Here is a 16,185-nt window from a genome sequence, read left to right as displayed (position 1 = left end):
TCGATCAGCTCCTTGCCGCGGTGCGTGGCGCGAAACGGGCGAGCAACTGGATCATGCCCATCGCGCCCCAGGTTATCACGAAGGCGATGATGGCGAGCGCCGCGGGCTCGTAAGACTTCACCATGCCGATGCGCTGAAGGTATGTGCCGAACACCGGGCGGGCCAAAAGGCTCGCGATGGTGAACTCGCCGATGACGATGGCGAAGGTGAGGAAGGCGCCGGAAAGGACCGCGACCAGGATATTCGGGAAGATGACGCGGGCAATAATGGTCACCTGGTTGGCGCCGAGAATGGTCGCCGCTTCGGTCAGCGTCTGCACGTCGATGGTGCGCAGGCCGGTATCGACCGCGCGGTACATGTAAGGCAGGCCGAGCGCCGCGTAGGCCAGGATCAGCAGGATGTTGGTGCCGAGCGTGCTGCCGGTCAGCGGCAGCCACGAACTCGTGTTGTACATGCGCAGGTAGCCGAACACGAGGATCAGCGGCGGGATGATGAGCGGCAGCAGCGTCACGAACTCGACGAAGGGACGAAGCTGCGGCAGGCGCAGGCGGACGAGATAGGCTGCCGGCACGACGATGACGGCGCCGACGACGATCGTTAGCAGGCTGACTATGAGCGAATAGATGAAGGTCGCGTGGAAGTCGGGGTCCTGGATGACCGACCAGTACGCATCGAGCGACAGGTAGTCCCGGCGAATGCGCAGCGAGAAGACGACGGTCGCGATGAGCGGGACCATGAAATAGACCACGGTCAGCGCGAAGATCAGCCACGCCCAGGGCTTGCCGCGGTTCATTTCAGCCACCTCTCCGCGCGCGTGCGCACGACGAGGTAGATGATGTTGGCCGATCCGGTGATGACCACCATGCCAAGGGCCAGCGCGGCGCCGAGGCCGGGGCTATGCAACACGTCGCCGCTGATCTGCGCGTAGAGAAGGATCGGCACGATGTTGAGCGAGGAGCCGGTCAGCGCGTAGGCGGTGGCGACGGCGCCGAAAGCATTGGCGAATAGCAACGACAGCGTGCCCAGGAGATTGGGCCACAGAACCGGCAAGCCGACATACCGCCAGAACTGGAACGGCGTGGCGCCAAGGGTGGAGGCCGCTTCGCTCCATTCGCGCTTCAGGCCGTCGACGGCCGGCGCGATGATCAGGATCATCAGCGGAATCTGGAAATAGAGATAGGTGACCGTGAGGCCCCAGAACGACAGCAGGTTGAAGCCGCTGCGATAGATGTCGACGCCGAGAAACTTGAACAGCAGCGTTATCATGCCGAGCCGGCCGAGGCTGGCGACGAAGGCGAACGCCAGCGGTATGCCGGCGAAGTTCGAGGCGACGCCCGAGAAGGTCATGAGCGAGGCGCGGATCCATTCCGGCAGGCGGCCGCGGATGACGGCGAGGACGATGATCAGGCCGATGACCGCGCCGAGCGCGGCGGAGGCCGCCGACACCTTGATGGAAACCCAGTAGGCCCTGAGGATCTGGGGCTGGCCGAGATCGACGATATTCTGGATCGTCAGGTGGCCGGTCTCGTCGAAGAAGGCGCTGACCACCAGGTTGATGGTCGGGACGATAAGAAACAGAACGGAAAAGACGATGAACGGCGCGATGCCGAGGATCTGACCGAGCGACATTTCCCGCCACCAGCGGCGGGGCGGCCCGAAGCTCGCCGTGGCCGACCCGGAAACCGGGTCGGCCATCGGCGCCATTTCGGCAGCGATAGGGCTGCTACTTGACATTCGCTCCCACGGTGCTGTCCCAGCCTTCGGAGATGGCCTTCTTGAAGACCGCCTGCTGGTCGAGCGTCGGGAAGACAGCCTTGGCGTAAAGCGCCGGGTCCGGCAGCTTGGCCAGGAGGTCGGCCGGGACGGCGTTGCGCTTCACGAGATCGTTGAAGCGGATCGGGTGGCAATAGCCGGCGAGGTAACCGATCTGGCCTTCGTCGGAGTAGAGGTACTCCATCCACAGCTTGGCCGCGTTCGGGTGCGGCGCGTAGGCGCTGATCGCCTGCACGTACACACCGGCAACGACGGCATCCGACGGCACGATGACCTGAGCCTTCGGGTTGCCCGCGAAGCCATCCTTCCAGGCAAGCGTGTTGTAGTCCCACGAGGCGATCACGCCGGCGGTGCCGGCCGCGATGTCCTTGGCGCGGGCGTTGACCGGCACGAAGTTGCCCTTGGCGTTCAACTGCTTGAAGTAGTCGAGACCGGCCTGGGCCGCCTTGGTGGCGTCACCGCCGGCAGCCGCGAGGCCAGCCGCGTAAACGCCGAGGATGCCGACGTTGTCCTTGCGCGGATCGCCGCCGAGGGCGAACTGCGGGGCGCCGTCCTTGAGCAGGTCGGCCCACGACGTCGGCGCATTCGGAACGAGGTCGTTGTTCACGAGGAACGCCAGCACGCCGTAATAGTCGCCGTACCAGAAGCCGTCGGCGTCCTTCGCCTCGTCGGGGATCGAATCCCAGGTCGAGACCTTGTAGGCCTGGATGATGCCATCGGCCTTCGAGGAGGGACCGAAGCCGAGGCCGACGTCGATGACGTCCGGCGCCTGCGGGCCGGTGTTGCCCTTGTTGGCCTTGACCGCCTCGACTTCGTCGGCCGAGCCGCCTTCCGGGTTCAGCTCGTTGATGGTGATGCCGTACTTGGCGGTAAACTTGGTGAGCAGGTCGCCGTAACCGCACCAGTAGTGCGGCAGCGCGATCGTGGTGAGCTGGCCTTCCTTCTTCGCCGCGTCGATCAGTTCCTGCGACGGCTCGGCGTAGGCAATCGTCGTCGATGCGGCAATCGCCAGCACCGAGACGGACAGCAGAAGTTGCTTGATCATTCTTGTTCCCCTTGTTGGGTCAATTTTGAAAATATTGCCGGCGCACTAATCGGCCGTCGGCCGCTGCTAGCACCGGTTCATAACGGTTCCATGTCAGGCGAGCCGGATCCCCCTCGCGCCGCATCTTGCCTCGGCGACCGGTCCGGCGACCGGCGACGCCCGAAGCGCAAGGTTAAGGCCAAACGCGCCGGCTCGCCAGCGCCCTCGGGCGATTTTCGAAAGGCGGCGGCGTTTCGCCTGCGGCAGATTATCCACAGCGAAAAGATGAGCCGGCTTAATGCCTTGGCCATGCGCCCACGAAACGAGCACGATTTTGTGACCGGCAACAACCCGTAATATGCGTCCGTAATTCCTACATTTGTGCGGATCGGCTTCACCAGCCGGAAAGAAGTGAAGCGCAGTTTGATGGGTCGAAGGGGCGCCTTCCCCTGAGGTTACGACCATGGAAGTTCAGGTTACACCAGCCACTGCCGCCGACGACCCGGCCAACCGGCGCGTCGCCCGGCGCATGCGTACGCTGAAGAAGGCCACCATCGTCATTCAGGGCGGCTACTCGGTGTTCGATTGCGTCATCCGCAACATCTCCGAGACCGGCGCCCTGCTGCAGGTCGGCGGGCTCGGCATCCCCAGCCATTTCGAGCTGAAGTACGACGCGCCTGTACCGCGCCATCCTTGCACGGTGCGGTGGCGGACCGAAAACGCCATGGGCGTCTCCTTCGACGACGTGCCGCAGGCCGCCTGAAATAAAATCTGATATTCAGGGGCAATGTCGCTCTCGCCCCTCACCGGCCTCTGGCCGCCTGCCGCCACGCCCTTCAACGAAACCGGAGCGGTAGATACCACGCGCCTCGTCGCGCACGGCCGCGCGATGATCGCCGACGGCGCGAAGGGCCTCGCCATCCTCGGCACCACCAGCGAAGCGAATTCCCTCGGCCTCGACGAGCGGCGGCGCGTCATCGACGCGTGCGTCGCCAGCGGCATCGCGGCATCACAGTTGTTGCCGGGCACCGGCTCCGCGTCGCTCGCCGATGCGATCGCGCTGACGCGCCATGCCGCGGCACTGGGCAGCGCCGGCGTGCTGCTGCTGCCGCCGTTCTACTACAAGGGCGTCACCGACGCGGGCGTCTTCGCCTTCATCGCCAAGCTGATCGAGGGATGCGGCGCGCAGGTGCCGCGCGTGCTGCTCTATCATATCCCGCAGCAGACGGCGGTCGGCTTCTCGCTCGAGCTGATCGCGAAACTGATCGCGGCGTTTCCGGGCGTCGTCGTCGGCATGAAAGATTCCTCCGGCGACTTCCCGCGCATCAAGGGCATCATCGAGGCGTTTCCCGGCTTCGCGGTTTTCCCGGGCGCGGAGACGCACGCGGTTGCCGCGATGGCGGCGGGCGCCGTCGGCTGCATCTCGGCGACCGCCAACATCAACGCGCGGGCGATCGCGACGCTGGTGCGCGAGTGGCAGGCACCGGACGCCGGACGCCGGCAGGACGACGTCAACGCCGTCCGCCGCGCCGCCGAGGCGCGCGGGCTGATCTCTTCGGTCAAGGTCGTGCTGGCGGAGCGCTATCGCGATCCGGCGTGGCGGAGCGTGCGGCCGCCGCTGCTGCCGCTCGACGAGGCGGGACGCGCGGCGCTGCTGGCCGATCCCGCCATCGCCGGACTGTTCGCCGCCGCCTAGGCCCTCGGCTTGTGGTGGGCGTGCCAGTGCCAGGCGATGTCGATGCGCCGCGGCAGCCAGACCTTTTCCTTCGACTGGACGTAGTCGATGAAGCGGGCGAGCGCCGCCGCCCTGCCCGGCCTTCCGACCAGGCGGCAGTGCAGGCCGACCGACATCATCTTCGGACTGCCGCGCTCGCCTTCGGCGTAGAGCGTGTCGAACGAGTCCTTGAGATAGGCGTAGAACTGGTCGCCTGAATTGAACCCCTGCGGCGTGGCGAAGCGCATGTCGTTGGCGTCGAGCGTGTAGGGGATGATCAGGAACGGACCGTTCGGCCCGGCGATCCAGTAGGGCAAATCGTCGGCGTAGGCGTCGGAGGAATAGACGAAGCCGCCCTCCTCCGCCGCCAGCCGGATCGAGTTGTTGGACGAGCGACCCTGGTACAATCCGAGCGGCCGCTGGCCCGTGATCTCGGTGTGGATGCGCACCGCCTCGGCGATGTCGCGGCGCTCCTCGGCCTCGGTCTTGTCCTTCATCTCGACCCACTTCAGGCCGTGGCTGGCGATCTCCCAGTCGGCTTCCTTCATCGCAACAACGACGTCGGGGTTGCGCGCCATGGCGGTGGCGACGCCGTACACCGTCACCGGCACCTGGCGCTCGGTGAACATGCGCCACAGCCGCCAGAAGCCGGCGCGCGAGCCGTACTCGTAGATCGACTCCATGTTGGCGTGGCGCATGCCGGGCCAGGCTTGAGCGCCCACAATCTCGGACAGGAACGCCTCCGACGCGGCGTCGCCGTGGAGGATGTTGTTCTCGCCGCCCTCTTCGTAGTTGACGACGAACTGCACCGCGACGCGCGCCTCGCCCGGCCACTTGGCGTCGGGCGGATTGCGCCCGTATCCGATCATGTCGCGCGGATATTTCTCAGCCATTTTCCCCTCTCCTTCGCACGCCTCATGATGGCCCAGAGGCGGCGCGGATGCGAAGCCCGTCTTTTAAGCGAACATTAACCGTAACCGCCCAAGCTGGCCCATGGGCTGGCTTGAGATTGGGACGTTGTGCCATGGGTAAACCCCACTTGCGGCTGACAACCGCCGACGACGAAAAAGTCAGCGAGCAGATCGACATCCAGATTGCGCGGCTCCGCCAGATTCTCGTGCTGATGGCGCCGGAGACGGGCTCGTCGGCGCTCGGAGCGATGCGCAAGGCGGCGCCGAACATTCCACTCGCCGACCGCGTCAAACTGCTCACCGAGTATCGCCGCTAGTCGATCCTGACGCGGCGGTCGGCATTGCCGCCGCCGAAGCGCGCGATCACCGTCTCGCCCGCGATCGCCGTCTGCCCCTCGGCAACGACGATGCCGGCGGCGACGGGCAAATACAGATCGACCTGCGAGCCGAAGCGGATGAGGCCGATGCGCTCGCCCTGCGCCAGCGGATCGCCGGCGGCACGGAAGCCGACGATGCGCCGCGCCACCAGCCCTGCGATCTGCACGACGCCGACGGGGCCGTTCGGCGTCTCGATGACGAAGCCGTTCCGCTCATTGCCGGGGCTCGCCCGGTCGATGTCGGCGCTGCCGCGCCGGCCCGACGTGTAGACGACGCGAAGGACGCGGCCGGCGACCGGCGAGCGGTTGACGTGGCAATCGAACAGACTCATCACGATGGAAACGCGCCGGCGCGTCTGCTCGCCCATCGCCAGTTCCTTCGGCGCGACGCCGAGCGATACCTCCACAATACGGCCGTCGGCAGGGCTGATCACCAGCGCCTCGTCCTGCGGCGTCACGCGCGCCGGGTCGCGGAAGAAATACGCGCACCAGAAGGCAAGGATCAGCCCTACCCACAGCACCGGCTGCCAGTACCAGCCGAAGAACAGCGCGACGACGGCGAGGATGGCGATGAACGGGTAGCCCTCGGGCCGCACCGGCACGAGCATCTTGCGGATCGAGACGATGATGGTTTCCGCGGTGGTCATGACGGGACGGAAGCACGGCGGCCGGTGGATGTGAAGGGAGGTGGCCGTCTCCCCTCTCCCGCGTCACCCCGGCGAAAGCCGGAGGTCCGGCGCTGGCATCAATCCCGGCCGCTAGTGGTGCGCTGGATTCCGGCTTTCGCCGGAATGACGAACGTGGGGAGGCGGCCCTGCAGGTCCGCCACCTCCGCTCATCCCTGCGGGAAGAGTGCTACTTCTCGAACGCCGCCTCGTCGATGAACGGCTTCGTCTCCTCAGGCCCGATAAGCCGGGCGGCGTCGCCGGCCGCCGTCTGCTGGAGGATGGCCGCCGCCTCGGCCGCCTGGCGCTGGCGGTTCCACATCGAGGCGTAGAGGCCGCTCTGGCCGAGCAGACCCTCGTGCGTGCCGCGCTCGACGATCTCGCCGTCGTCGAGCACGAGAATCTCGTCGGCGTTGACGATGGTCGACAGGCGATGCGCGATGACCAGCGTCGTGCGGTTGGCCGAGACGCGGTCCAGCGCCGCCTGGATCTCGCGCTCGGTATGGATATCGAGCGCCGACGTCGCCTCGTCGAGGATCAGGATCGCGGGACCTTTCAGCACCGTGCGCGCGATGGCGACACGCTGCTTCTCGCCGCCGGAAAGCTTCAGGCCGCGCTCGCCGACTTCGGTGGCGTATTTCTGCGGCAGCTCCTCGACGAACTCGGCGATCTGCGCCGTGGCCGCGGCGGCGACGATGTCGGCTTCGGTCGCGTCCGGGCGGCCGTAGCGGATGTTGTAGGCGATGGTGTCGTTGAACAGCACCGTGTCCTGCGGGACCATGCCGATGGCGGCGCGGAGCGACTCCTGCGTCACGTCGCGGATGTCCTGCCCGTCGATGGCGATGCGCCCGCCGGTGACGTCGTAGAAGCGGAACAGCAGCCGTGACAGGGTCGACTTGCCGGCGCCCGACGGGCCGACGATCGCCACCGTCTTGCCGGCCGGCACGCGGAAGGTGACGCCGCGCAGGATCTCGCGGTCCGGGTCGTAGTGGAACTTGACGTCCTCGAAGCGCACCTCGGCGCCGGCGACCTGCAGCGGCTTCGCGCCCGGCGCGTCGACGATCTCGGGCTTGACCTCGAGGAGATCGAACATCGCCTCGATGTCGATCAGCCCCTGCTTGATCTCGCGGTAGACCATGCCGATGAAGTTGAGCGGGATCGACAGTTGCAGCAGCAGGGCATTGATCAGCACGAAATCGCCGATGGTCTGCGTGCCGGCGGTCACCGCCTGCGCCGACATGACCATGCACACCGTGGTGCCGATCGAGAAGATCACGATCTGGCCGATGTTGAGCCACGCGATCGACGTCCAGATGCGGACGGCGGCCTTTTCGTAACGCTCCATGGCGCCGTCGTAGCGGCGCGCCTCGAGCTTCTCGTTGCCGAAGTATTTCACCGTCTCGAAGTTGAGCAGCGAGTCAATCGCCTTGGAATGCGCGTCCTGGTCGGACTCGTTCATGTCGCGGCGGATCTTGATGCGCCAGTCCGACACCTTCACCGTGAACCAGACGTAGACGATGATCGTGACGACCACGACGACGAGATATTTCCAGTCGAACTGGTAGGCGATGATGCCGGCGGCGAGCGCGAACTCGATGAAGGTCGGCAGCGTATTCAGGATCGTGAAGCGGACGATCGTCTCGATGCCGTTGACGCCGCGCTCGATGACACGCTGCAGGCCGCCGGTGCGGCGCTGCAGGTGATAGCGCAGCGACAGCTCGTGCATGTGGACGAAGGTGACGTAGGCGAGGTTGCGGACGGCGTGCTGGCCGACGCTGGCGAACAGCGCGTCGCGGAGGTTGTTGAAGACGTTGGCGAGGATGCGGCCGACGCCGTAGGCGATGACCAGCATCACCGGCACGGTGAGCAGCGTCGTGACGCTGACGGTGCCGTTCACCGGCTTGGCGGTCAGCGCGTCGGTCGTCCACTTGTAGATGTAGGGGACGAGCACCGTGATGATCTTGGCGGCGACGAGCACGCCGAGCGACCAGATCACGCGCATCTTGAGGTCGGGGCGCGAGGCCGGCCACATGTACGGCCACAGCCGCACCAGCGTCATCAGCATCGTTTCGCGCTTCAAGGGAACCGGCGCCGGCATAGGCACGTCGTCAACGGCGCTCATGAGCAGATATGGGGGTGAGTAAGGGGATCGGGGCGCATCGGTGCAGCCGAGATAGCCCTAAACTGGAAGAATTCAAGAAATCTGTCGCAGCCCTGCCCGTCTAGCGCGGCCGGAAGCGCGATGAAATGCAGAATTTCAGCAGGTCGGCGATGAAATCGAGCTGATCGTCGGCCGGCAGTTGCCCGCCCAGCCAGTTGCGTGCGGTCCGCGCCGCGGCCTTGAACTCGGCGTCAATGAAGAATGCGCGGCGCAACATGAGCATGACGCTGTCGGTCGCGCTTTGCGCCGATATGGTCGACGCCTCGTCCGCGACGGGGCACGTCACGAAGGGGAAGAGGCAGCCGGCCTTCAGCGCGCCGCGACTGACCTGTTCGCGGAGATAGATGTCGATGGGCACGGTCGGCCCGCGCGCCACCTCGCCGGCGAGCAGCGACGCGATCCGGCCGAGCGACTTCGGATTGACCAGATAGGACGTCGTGCCGCCCAGCGGAATTCCCTTGAGATCGATGAATTGCAGCCGGCCGTCGGCGAGAAACTTGTCGAACGATCCCTTCAGAAACCGAAGAAAATTGACGTTGTCCTGCAGGTATGTGTCGGTGAAAACGATGTCGTAGGCCTCGATCGCCTCGCTGCGAATGGCGGTCTTGAGCGCATCGGCGATGTGACGCGAGAGCATGACGTCGTCTTCGAGGATGTGCACGAAGCGACCGTCGCGCGGGGCAGCCTGCAGGGCGCCGGCGTGCGAGTGCCAGCACCCCAAAGCTCCGGCGCTGATCGAGCGCGAGGCGGGAAGCGCGGTTCCATCCACCGCAACGAACCGTCGATAGGGGGCGCCGAGGCAGGCGGCCGCCAGGCGCCGTTCCATGGCGCGACGCCGATTAGCCGACCGTTCGAGATTTATGTACGCGCCCGCCCACGAGACCTCCACGGTCCTGCACCCTGTCGCCCGCCCACGTAGCAGCCTCCAGCGGCAATATAACTACTGATTGTTGAAAAGCAAAAATACATGCAATAGTGGCAGCAACCGGCGATCATGCGCGTCCGGAAAACTGCGGGCGAGCCTCAAAGCTTCGCGATTTCGGCGGTCAGGTCGCGGACCAGCGCCTCGGCCTTCGCCTTGTCCAGGCCGTACCAGCGCAGCACGCGGTTGTCGCCGAGGCCGAGGCCCAGCGTCACGATCTTCTCGTTGTTGACCGTGGCCATGCCGATCTGGTGGCCGTCGGCGATCTCGACGCGCATCAGCCCGCCCGACCCGGACGCGCCGCCGCGCGACATGGTGAAGACGAGCTGCTCGAGCGCCGAGACAAGCTGATCCAGTTGTTCGGCCTTCGCCTGCAGCGCGACGTCGCCCTTGTTGGTGCGAATGGTGAGCGAGCCGGTGGCGCGATCGGCGAGCGCGGCGTCGCCGACACCGGTGACCTTGTAGGTGTTCATCGCGGGATCAATCGGTCCAGGTGACGCTGCCCTTGGGCATGATGAAAACCTGGCCGGGGTAGATCCAGTGCGGGTTGCGGATCTGGTCGGTGTTGGCCTGGTAGATCGTCGACCAGCGGATGCCCTTGCCCCAGGCGCCGCGCGCGATGTGCCAGAGGTTGTCGCCGCGCTTGATGATCACCGTCTCCATCTCCGGCATGGCGCCGGTGAGCGTGGCGCCGCCGGCGCCCGCGGCTGTTCCGGCTTGGCCGGTCGGCTTCAGGATGGCGACCTCGACCTCGCGCTCGAACGGCACCTCGGAGCGCGCGATGACCGCGCCGCTGGTGTCAACCTGATCGGCGCGCACCGTGTACTTGCCGGCCGGCAGGTCCTTCTTGGTCTCGATCAGCCACGTGCCCGACGGCGACGGCTGGGCCTCGCCGAGCGGCTTGTCGTCGAGGTAGACGCGCACCGTCTCTCCGGTCTTGGTCGTGCCGGCGATGTAGACCGAGCCCGAGGTATCGGCCTCGACGGCGGCGACGGCCACTTCCGGCTTCGGCGGCTCGGCCTTGGCGAGTTGCTGGTCGCCGGTCGCGATCGGCGGCTCGGCCTTGATCGGCGCGTCGGTGGTCACCGGCGCCTCGGCCGCAATCTGCGGCTCGCCGGCGATCGGCGCTTCGCCCGCAATCGGCGCCTCGGCGGCGACCGGCGGCTCGGCAGCGGCGACTTGCTCACCCGCGGACGGCGGAGGCGATGTCGTCGTGCCGGCGTCGCTGGCCGGCGGCGCCGCGGCGACCGCAGTCTGCGCGCCCGGCTCCTCGGTGGTGGTGGGCGATGCGTCGGCGGTGGCGCCCGGTGCGGGTTCCGTCGCAGACGGCGGGGCGGCAGCGACCTGTTCGCCACCGGCAACGGGTGCGCCGGGCGCGGCCGTGGCGGCGGGCACCTGCAGAATCTTGCTGGCCCCGTCCGGCGTATTCATCACGACCAGCACGTCCTTCGATCCCTTCTCGGGCACCGAGACGGTAACGCGCTGATCGGAAAGCGTCTGCGTCGCGCTGTCCTTCGAGGTCATGCGGACGGCGACGTCGTGCGTGCCGGGCGCCAGCGGCTTGTCGACCGCGATTGCCCATTCGCCGTTCTGGTCGGCCTCGGCGGTCGCGATCGGCGCGGTGCCGTCGAGCACCTCGACCTTCGACTGCGGCTCGGCCTGGCCGGCAATCACCGCCTCGCCGCTCGGCTCGACGCGAACGACGTCGAACGACGGCAGGGGCGGCGCGGCCTCGACGGCGGGAGCGCCCTTGCCGGGCGGCTGGACATCGGTCGGGTTGACCGCCGCAACTTCGGGCTTGGCCGGCGGTGTTGCGGCCGGCGGCTCAAGCTGCGCCGTGGCGCCTTCCTGGGAACGATGGATCGACGAGATTTCGTAGGCCGTCAGCCCGCCGACGAGAACGACGAACAGGACGATGCCAAGGAACCTCGCCGGACCACGGTCGTTCATCTACGCGCACCCGAATCCACGAATTTACCTCGTGATTTCAACTACTATACGCCGCCCGCGAAGGGCCACAAGCAATCGTCATCGTGGTTTCCTACTTCATGAGCGTGCAACTAGCGCGCCAAACTTGACGCCCGATCCCACCGAATGCCACATCAGATCATGGCCGAACTGAAAAGCCTCTGCGTCTATCTCGGTGCCAACAAGGGTGCCGCGCCCGTCTATGCCGACGCGGCGCGCGACCTCGGCACGTCGCTGGCGAAGAACGGCGTCCGCCTCGTCTACGGCGGCGGCGCCGTCGGCCTGATGGGCATCCTGGCGCGTGCCGTCATGGAAGGCGGCGGCGAGGTCACTGGCATCATCCCGCAGTTCCTCAAGGACCGCGAAGTGATGCTGCGCGAGGTCGACGACCTGATCGTCACCGCCGACATGCACGAGCGCAAGCGCATCATGTTCCAGCGCGCCGACGCCTTCGTGGCGCTGCCCGGCGGCATCGGCACGCTCGAGGAAGTCGTCGAGGTGATGACCTGGGCGCAGCTCGACCAGCACGCCAAGCCGGTACTGATCGTCAACATCAACGGCTTCTGGGATCCGCTCGTCGCGCTCTTTGAGCGCATGACGCAGGAAGGCTTCCTGCACAAGGCCTTCCTCGGCAACCACACGGACCTGCCGGTGAGCTTCGTCAACACGGTCGAGGAAGTGATCCCGACGATCCGCGCCAAGATCGCGGCCCTGCCAAGGGCGGAGCTGGACGAGCCGGTGGACGCCAGGCTTTAGCCACCGGCGGGGAGGACAGACACCACTCCCCAAAACGCCTTCGGCGTTTTGACCCTCCCACAAGGGGAGAGTTCATCCTTGTTGAAACTCCACGCTCCGACAAACTCCGCTTGAGCCCTCCCCTTGGGGGAGGGCCAAAATCGCGCAGCGGTTTTGGGGAGGGGTGTGCCTCAGAAGCGCAAGGCCGGGGAGGCTAGGCCGCCTTCGCCCCTGCCCTGAGCAGCTTGTACACGATGGCATCGTTCAGCGCCTCGAACGAGGCATCGACGATGTTCTCCGACACGCCCACCGTGAACCACGAGTCTCCCGACGCATCGGTCGACTCGATCAGCACGCGCGTCACCGCCTCGGTGCCGCCGTTCAGGATGCGCACCTTGTAGTCGATGAGCGCGAGGTCGGCGATGGCGTCGCGATAGGCGCCGAGGTCCTTGCGCAGCGCCTGGTCGAGCGCGTTGATCGGGCCGTTGCCCTCGCCGACGTTGAGCAGGCGCTCATTGCCGACGACGACCTTGACCACGGCCTCCGACACCGAGACGAGCACGCCCAGCGCGTTGTGGCGCTGCTCGGTGGTGACGTGGAAACCTTCGACGGCGAAGTATGCCGGCACGCCGCCGAGCAGCCGCCGCGCCAGCAGCTCGAACGAGGCGGCGGCGCCCTCGTAGGCGTAGCCGCGCGACTCGCGCTCCTTGACCTCGCGAAGCAGCGTGTCGAGGCGCTGGTCCTCCCTCGCCACCGTCAGGCCCATGCGCGACAGCTCGGCGATGAGGTTCGCCTTGCCGCCCTGATCCGACACCAGCACGTGGCGTCGGTTGCCGACCGTCTCGGGCGAGACGTGCTCGTAGGTCTTCGGGTCGCGCGCCAGGGCCGAGGCATGGATGCCGGCCTTGGTGGCGAAGGCGCTGGCGCCGACGTAGGCCGCCTGCCGGTTCGGCGCGCGGTTCACCAGTTCGTCGAAGCGATGCGACAGCGCGGTGAGGTTCGCCAGCCCCTCGGCGGTGACCCCGGTCTGGAAGCGGTCGGCATACGCCGGCTTCAGGAGCAGCGTCGGGATGATCGAGGTGAGGTTGGCGTTGCCGCAGCGCTCGCCGATGCCGTTCAGCGTGCCCTGGATATGGCGCACGCCGGCGCGCACGGCGGCCAGCGAATTCGCCACCGCCTGCTCGGTGTCGTCGTGGGCGTGGATGCCGAGGTGATCGCCGGGGATCGACTGCGCCACCTCGCGCACGATCGCCTCGATCTCTTCCGGCATGGTGCCGCCGTTGGTGTCGCAGAGCACGACCCAGCGCGCGCCGGATTCATATGTCGCCATGGCGCAGGCCAGCGCATACTGCGGGTTGGCCTTGTAGCCGTCGAAGAAATGCTCGCAGTCGAGCAGCACTTCCCTGCCCGCCTGGCGCGCCGCGGTCACCGACTGGCGGATGCCGTCGAGATTCTCGGCCTCGGTCGTCTGCAGCGCGACGCGCACCTGGTAGTCCCAGGTTTTGCCGACGAAGCAGATCGCGTCCGCCTCGGCGTCGAGCAGGACGCGGAGGCCGGAATCGTTAGACAGCGAAACGCCGGCGCGCTTGGTCATGCCGAAGGCGGTGAATTTTGCGCGGCTCGTCCGCTTGCCTTGGAAGAAGGCGGTGTCGGTCGGGTTGGCGCCGGGGTAGCCGCCCTCGACGTAGTCGACGCCGAGCTTGTCGAGCATGGCGGCGACCGCGATCTTGTCCTCCAGCGTGAAATCGACACCGCTCGTCTGCGCACCGTCGCGCAGAGTCGTGTCGAACAGGTAGAGGCGTTCCTTGGTCATTTCCGGCTCGTTTCGAGGGCGACACATGCCTCTGTGGTCGTGCCCGCGAAGGCGGGCATCCAGCACACACCGAAGGTGCAACGTTTACTGGGTCCCCGCCTGCGCGGGGACGACAGTGCGAGGAGGCACCTGTTCATTTCGTCACCCACGCTGTCGTGTCGTGGTCTGGATGCTGGTTGCTGCTTGCCTTGATGGCGGCGGCCCACGCCTCCGACTCCTGCTCGGTCGTCGTCTGTGTCTCGATTTCGTGGAGCGCGTTGAAATACGGCAAGCGACCCTCGATGCCGTCCTGCGCATGGGGCGGGAAGAGCGCGGGACGATCGAACGAGCCGATAGTCAGCGCGATGCGCTTGCTGTCGACGGCGTTGTAGAACAGCGGCGTGCCGCAATGGGCGCAGAAGCCGCGCTCGACGTTGGCCGAGCTGCGGAAGGTCGTCGGCTCGCCGCGCGTCCAGGTCAGCGCATCCTTCGGCACGCCGACCAGAGCCGCGAAAAAATTTCCGACCGCCTTCTGGCACATGCGGCAGTGGCAGATGTGGGCGTTGTCCATCGCCGCGGTGATGTGATAGCGCACCGCGCCGCACTGGCAGCCGCCGCTCGCCTCGATCGCGTATTGCCTCATGGCCGCGCCTCCGGCGGCCACACCGCGGTGTCGTGGTCCGGGTGCTGGTTGCTGATGACGCGCGCGTTGAAGGCGTCCTGCTTCGGGCTGTCGCCCGGCAGGCGCGTCGACAGCTTGTGCAGCGTGTCGGTAAACGGCTGCTTGTTGCCCGGGTTCACCTGCAGCACCGGCGCGGCCAGCACGGGATTGTCGAACGAACCGATGGCGAGCTCGTAGTTGCCGTCGATCTCCTGGTAGACCATCGGCGTGCCACAATCGGCACAGAAGCCGCGGCGGGCGAGATTGGAGCTCTGGAACCACTTCGGCTCGCCGCGCGTCCACGTCACCTCGAAGCTGGTGACGAACGGCGCATAGAAATGCCCGAACTGCTTCTGGCACATGCGGCAATGGCAGAGCGAGCCGCGCCCGAGGCGGCCGACGCGGAAGCGCACGGCGCCGCACTGGCACCCGCCGGTCAGTTCCTGCATCTCGCTCATGGCTCCGCTCCTCACGCCTTGCGGCAGACCGCTTCGATATTGTTGCCGTCGGGATCGAACACGAAGGCGGCGTAGTAATTCGGATTGTAGTGCGCGCGGATGCCGGGCGGGCCGTTGTCCCTGCCGCCTGCGGCCATCGCCGCGGCGTAAAAGGCATCGACCTCGGCGTGCGTGTCCGCTTTGAAGGCGACGTGGATGTGCGGCGTCGCCTTGCCGCCGCCGCCGATGACGAAGATCGAGCCCGCGGCGGTGCCGTAGAGCGCCACGTCGAAGTCGCCCGTCTGCGCCTTCGGGAACTCCGTGCGCATCGAAATGCCGAGCGGCTTCAGCGCAGCGTCGTAGAAGCGGCGCGCCGCCGCGTAGTCGGAGACGCTGAGGCCGGTGTGGTCGATGCCGCTCATTTGGGTTTCGTCTTTTTTACGGCGACCTTCTTTGCCGGCGCTGCTTTTTTCGTCGCCGCCGCCTTCTTCGCCGCCTCGGGCGTGTGCGTCACGGCCTCGATGTTGTGGCCGTCGGGGTCGAGCACGAAGGCGGCGTAGTAATTCTCGTGATACTCCGGTCTCAGACCCGGCTCGCCGTTGTCGCGCCCGCCCGCTTTCATCGCCGCCTTGTAGAAGGCGTCGACCGACGCGCGCGACTCCGACCCGAACGCGAAGTGGACGTGCGGCGCGGTCTTGCCGCCGGTGGAGATCCACAGGAAGGGCTTGCCGCCGGTGCCGTAGCCGGCCGTGCTGCCGCCGTCCCACTTGAACTCGCGCAGCCTCTTCCAGCCGAGCGGCTTCAACGCCGCCGTGTAGAACTTCACGCTGCGGTCGTAGTCGCTCACCTGCCAGCCGACGTGATCGATCACCGGACCCTGAGCCATCTCACTCTCCCGTTGCACCGGACTCTGGCGTCCCAACCCGGCTGTGCCGTGGCCCTCGCGCCTCATGCCCACACAACAAGACAGCGGGCATGGGTACAAGTGCGGTGGTGACCGGCGGTGGCAGGAGTGTGTTGGCGTTCACAGGCGGCGGGGAGGCGA

General features: G+C 66.7%; 17 protein-coding genes and 1 pseudogene. 4 read left to right on the top strand and 14 right to left on the bottom strand.

Going from position 1 to position 16,185, the window contains the following annotated elements; translation table 11 throughout:
• Nucleotides 1-4 precede the first annotated feature (4 nt).
• The 3 genes from WDM94_07535 to WDM94_07525 all read right to left on the bottom strand — a co-directional run bounded on the left by WDM94_07535 (nt 5) and on the right by WDM94_07525 (nt 2,818).
• On the bottom strand, nt 5-793 hold the full coding sequence (locus tag WDM94_07535) for an ABC transporter permease subunit (protein ID MEJ0012472.1): 789 nt from the start codon (nt 791-793) through the stop codon (nt 5-7).
• On the bottom strand, nt 790-1,629 hold the full coding sequence (locus WDM94_07530) for an ABC transporter permease subunit (protein ID MEJ0012471.1): 840 nt from the start codon (nt 1,627-1,629) through the stop codon (nt 790-792). Before WDM94_07530 ends, WDM94_07535 begins: the two co-directional genes overlap by 4 nt.
• Before the next feature lie 94 nt (nt 1,630-1,723).
• Nucleotides 1,724-2,818, bottom strand: a complete 1,095-nt coding sequence (locus WDM94_07525; GenBank protein ID MEJ0012470.1) for an ABC transporter substrate-binding protein — start codon at nt 2,816-2,818, stop codon at nt 1,724-1,726.
• A 442-nt stretch (nt 2,819-3,260) separates the two neighbouring features.
• Between WDM94_07525 and WDM94_07520 the strand changes: the two genes are divergently transcribed.
• Nucleotides 3,261-3,560 carry a PilZ domain-containing protein gene (locus WDM94_07520; protein ID MEJ0012469.1) on the top strand — a complete coding sequence of 100 codons (300 nt, stop codon included), beginning with the start codon at nt 3,261-3,263 and terminating at the stop codon, nt 3,558-3,560.
• Between the two features lie 24 nt (nt 3,561-3,584).
• A complete protein-coding gene (locus WDM94_07515; GenBank protein ID MEJ0012468.1) occupies nt 3,585-4,493 on the top strand; it encodes a dihydrodipicolinate synthase family protein in 909 nt (302 codons plus the stop codon).
• Here the strand turns inward: WDM94_07515 and puuE are convergent.
• The gene (puuE, locus tag WDM94_07510) at nt 4,490-5,404 is read right to left on the bottom strand and encodes an allantoinase PuuE (GenBank protein ID MEJ0012467.1); all 915 of its coding nucleotides are present in this window, start codon (nt 5,402-5,404) and stop codon (nt 4,490-4,492) included. The two genes, WDM94_07515 and puuE, sit on opposite strands and share 4 nt — an antisense overlap.
• Before the next feature lie 131 nt (nt 5,405-5,535).
• Here puuE and WDM94_07505 point away from each other — a divergent pair, with 131 nt between their 5' ends.
• The gene (locus WDM94_07505; protein MEJ0012466.1) at nt 5,536-5,739 is read left to right on the top strand and encodes a hypothetical protein; all 204 of its coding nucleotides are present in this window, start codon (nt 5,536-5,538) and stop codon (nt 5,737-5,739) included.
• On the opposite strand, the gene WDM94_07500 is transcribed toward WDM94_07505, so the two are convergent.
• From WDM94_07500 to WDM94_07480, 5 genes are all read right to left on the bottom strand, one after another.
• On the bottom strand, nt 5,736-6,446 hold the full coding sequence (locus WDM94_07500; GenBank protein ID MEJ0012465.1) for a phosphatidylserine decarboxylase: 711 nt from the start codon (nt 6,444-6,446) through the stop codon (nt 5,736-5,738). The two genes, WDM94_07505 and WDM94_07500, sit on opposite strands and share 4 nt — an antisense overlap.
• 208 nt (nt 6,447-6,654) lie before the next feature.
• Nucleotides 6,655-8,562, bottom strand: coding sequence for an ABC transporter ATP-binding protein/permease (locus WDM94_07495; protein MEJ0012464.1), 1,908 nt, complete (start codon nt 8,560-8,562; stop codon nt 6,655-6,657).
• 124 nt (nt 8,563-8,686) lie between these two features.
• Nucleotides 8,687-9,514: a glycosyltransferase family 25 protein gene (locus WDM94_07490; protein ID MEJ0012463.1), complete on the bottom strand. Its 828-nt coding sequence runs from the start codon at nt 9,512-9,514 to the stop codon at nt 8,687-8,689.
• Between the two features lie 134 nt (nt 9,515-9,648).
• Nucleotides 9,649-10,020 carry a hypothetical protein gene (locus tag WDM94_07485; protein ID MEJ0012462.1) on the bottom strand — a complete coding sequence of 124 codons (372 nt, stop codon included), beginning with the start codon at nt 10,018-10,020 and terminating at the stop codon, nt 9,649-9,651.
• Between the two features lie 7 nt (nt 10,021-10,027).
• Entirely contained in the window at nt 10,028-11,497 is a 1,470-nt protein-coding gene (locus tag WDM94_07480; GenBank protein ID MEJ0012461.1) for a LysM peptidoglycan-binding domain-containing protein, read from the bottom strand.
• Nucleotides 11,498-11,656: 159 nt separating this feature from the next.
• Here WDM94_07480 and WDM94_07475 point away from each other — a divergent pair, with 159 nt between their 5' ends.
• Nucleotides 11,657-12,271 (top strand): TIGR00730 family Rossman fold protein, encoded by a 615-nt coding sequence (locus tag WDM94_07475; protein MEJ0012460.1) that lies wholly within the window; start codon nt 11,657-11,659, stop codon nt 12,269-12,271.
• A 193-nt stretch (nt 12,272-12,464) separates the two neighbouring features.
• Here the strand turns inward: WDM94_07475 and cimA are convergent, their stop codons facing one another.
• From cimA to WDM94_07450, 5 genes and pseudogenes are all read right to left on the bottom strand, one after another.
• Complete coding sequence (cimA, locus tag WDM94_07470; GenBank protein MEJ0012459.1) at nt 12,465-14,063, bottom strand: citramalate synthase; 1,599 nt, start codon at nt 14,061-14,063, stop codon at nt 12,465-12,467.
• Between the two features lie 133 nt (nt 14,064-14,196).
• Entirely contained in the window at nt 14,197-14,685 is a 489-nt protein-coding gene (locus WDM94_07465) for a GFA family protein (GenBank protein ID MEJ0012458.1), read from the bottom strand.
• On the bottom strand, nt 14,682-15,161 hold the full coding sequence (locus WDM94_07460; protein MEJ0012457.1) for a GFA family protein: 480 nt from the start codon (nt 15,159-15,161) through the stop codon (nt 14,682-14,684). The genes WDM94_07465 and WDM94_07460 overlap by 4 nt, the downstream gene beginning before the upstream one ends.
• Before the next feature lie 11 nt (nt 15,162-15,172).
• Nucleotides 15,173-15,562 carry a VOC family protein gene (locus WDM94_07455; GenBank protein MEJ0012456.1) on the bottom strand — a complete coding sequence of 130 codons (390 nt, stop codon included), beginning with the start codon at nt 15,560-15,562 and terminating at the stop codon, nt 15,173-15,175.
• Nucleotides 15,563-15,636: 74 nt separating this feature from the next.
• Nucleotides 15,637-16,011 (bottom strand): annotated as a pseudogene (locus WDM94_07450) (VOC family protein).
• Nucleotides 16,012-16,185: the final 174 nt, after the last annotated feature.

The sequence above is a fragment of the Bauldia sp. genome, assembly GCA_037200845.1.
Classification (GTDB): domain Bacteria; phylum Pseudomonadota; class Alphaproteobacteria; order Rhizobiales; family Kaistiaceae; genus DASZQY01.
Note: the sequence above shows the minus strand (reverse complement) of the source record. Positions and strands in the feature narration are given on the sequence as shown.

Coding starts and splice junctions, on each gene's coding strand:
- WDM94_07535 (MEJ0012472.1), bottom strand. CDS start 793: ATGAACCGCGGCAAGCCCTGGGCGTGGCTGATCTTCGCGCTGACCGTG.
- WDM94_07530 (MEJ0012471.1), bottom strand. CDS start 1,629: ATGTCGCTCGGTCAGATCCTCGGCATCGCGCCGTTCATCGTCTTTTCC.
- WDM94_07525 (MEJ0012470.1), bottom strand. CDS start 2,818: ATGATCAAGCAACTTCTGCTGTCCGTCTCGGTGCTGGCGATTGCCGCA.
- WDM94_07520 (MEJ0012469.1), top strand. CDS start 3,261: ATGGAAGTTCAGGTTACACCAGCCACTGCCGCCGACGACCCGGCCAAC.
- WDM94_07515 (MEJ0012468.1), top strand. CDS start 3,585: ATGTCGCTCTCGCCCCTCACCGGCCTCTGGCCGCCTGCCGCCACGCCC.
- puuE (MEJ0012467.1), bottom strand. CDS start 5,404: ATGGCTGAGAAATATCCGCGCGACATGATCGGATACGGGCGCAATCCG.
- WDM94_07505 (MEJ0012466.1), top strand. CDS start 5,536: ATGGGTAAACCCCACTTGCGGCTGACAACCGCCGACGACGAAAAAGTC.
- WDM94_07500 (MEJ0012465.1), bottom strand. CDS start 6,446: ATGACCACCGCGGAAACCATCATCGTCTCGATCCGCAAGATGCTCGTG.
- WDM94_07495 (MEJ0012464.1), bottom strand. CDS start 8,562: ATGCCGGCGCCGGTTCCCTTGAAGCGCGAAACGATGCTGATGACGCTG.
- WDM94_07485 (MEJ0012462.1), bottom strand. CDS start 10,020: ATGAACACCTACAAGGTCACCGGTGTCGGCGACGCCGCGCTCGCCGAT.
- WDM94_07480 (MEJ0012461.1), bottom strand. CDS start 11,497: ATGAACGACCGTGGTCCGGCGAGGTTCCTTGGCATCGTCCTGTTCGTC.
- WDM94_07475 (MEJ0012460.1), top strand. CDS start 11,657: ATGGCCGAACTGAAAAGCCTCTGCGTCTATCTCGGTGCCAACAAGGGT.
- cimA (MEJ0012459.1), bottom strand. CDS start 14,063: ATGACCAAGGAACGCCTCTACCTGTTCGACACGACTCTGCGCGACGGT.
- WDM94_07465 (MEJ0012458.1), bottom strand. CDS start 14,685: ATGAGGCAATACGCGATCGAGGCGAGCGGCGGCTGCCAGTGCGGCGCG.
- WDM94_07460 (MEJ0012457.1), bottom strand. CDS start 15,161: ATGAGCGAGATGCAGGAACTGACCGGCGGGTGCCAGTGCGGCGCCGTG.
- WDM94_07455 (MEJ0012456.1), bottom strand. CDS start 15,562: ATGAGCGGCATCGACCACACCGGCCTCAGCGTCTCCGACTACGCGGCG.